Source organism: Acidovorax sp. HMWF029 (assembly GCF_003060895.1).
Taxonomy (GTDB): Bacteria; Pseudomonadota; Gammaproteobacteria; order Burkholderiales; family Burkholderiaceae_C; genus Acidovorax.
The window spans coordinates 1-1,388 of the sequence record NZ_QAIH01000036.1 but is presented as its reverse complement, the minus strand read 5'-3'; the positions used below and the strand labels follow the sequence as shown (position 1 = coordinate 1,388).

1 protein-coding gene is annotated in these 1,388 nt (G+C 70.5%); it reads left to right on the top strand.

The annotated features are described in order from the left end of the window. Positions 1-1,277 (top strand): HAMP domain-containing sensor histidine kinase (locus tag DBR12_RS02350; RefSeq protein ID WP_233244256.1); only part of this gene is annotated, 1,277 nt, incomplete at its 5' end. Positions 1,278-1,388: the final 111 nt, after the last annotated feature.

Below are 1,388 nucleotides of genomic sequence, written 5' to 3'. Positions count from 1 at the left end.
CCTCCACCCTGCCCGCCCGCATGCAGGCCGCCCAGGGCGCGCTGCTGCGCATCACCGGCCGCGACCTGCTCGGCGTGGCGGGCCTGACCCACACCCGCGTGCTGGACACGCAAGGCCAGGTGCTCTACCGCAGCAGCGAAGACGTGCCCTGGCCGGATGCCGCCACACAACATGCCCCCACCCCGCCCTGGCACATACACACCCAGGCCGCCAGCGACGGCAGCGTGGTGGTGCAGGTGGCCGAGCCCGGCGCACTGCACCTGGGCACCCTGCTGCCGGTGCTGTGGCTGGTGCTCAAAAGCCAGCTGGGCGTTTTCATCTGGCACGGGCTGGTGGTGTGGGTCACCGTGCGCAGCGGGCTTGCGCCACTGCGGCAACTGGCCCAGCGCATCTCGCGCCGCCGCGCAGGCGACCTGGCCCCCGTGCAGGTAGACAAGCTCTACGCCGAAACCGCCCCCGTGATCCACGAACTCAATGCCCTGCTCGCCCACGAAGCCCAGCGGCTGGAGGCCGAAAGGCGCTTTCTGGCCGATGCCGCCCACGAGCTGCGCACGCCCCTGGCCGCCATCAACGCCCAGGCCCACCAGCTGCTCACCGAACCCGACCCCGCTGCGCGGGCCGACGCAGCCCATGCGCTGCAGCAAGGCATCACCCGCGCATCGCACCTGCTCACCCAACTGCTGACCCTGGCGCGCGCCGACGCCGCAGCCCAGCCCGCCGCCCCCGCACTTGCGCATGACACGCTGGACCTGGCCGACCTGCTGCGCAACCGCGTGGCCCTGCTCGTGCCCCTGGCGCGGGCGCGGCGCATCGAACTGGCCCTGAACGCCCCCGAGCACCTGAACGCCCGGCTGGACCGCGAAGGCCTGTGCTCCGTCATCGACAACCTCGTGGACAACGCCATCCGCTACGGCGTGGCCGGTGGCAACGTGGAGGTGACCCTGGGCACCGAAGGCGCGGCACCTGATGGCCACATCGTGCTGCTGGTGCAGGACAACGGCCGGGGCATCGCCCCCGAACACCGCGCCCGGGTGTGGGAGCGCTTCTACCGCATCCCCGGCACCAGCGAGGCAGGCACCGGCCTGGGCCTGGCCATTGCACAGCGCGTGGTGCAGCGCATGGGCGGCACCCTGGGCTTTACCGACGGGCTGGACGGGCGCGGCGTGGGCCTGCGCTGTGTGCTGCCACCCGAGCCACTGGCGGGGCCCGGGGTCTGGCCCAGCAATGCTGCAGCAGAAAAATCTGAACAAAAAAAGGCTTCTCCGCGCGATGGATAAGCCCCGATTGCTATCAAAACAGAAGCATTCAAGCGCTTGCATCCAGTGCGCAGCCCAAAAGGCGTAGTGGCCCTTTTGCCAGAATGGCGCCATGACCACCCCGCCCACCCC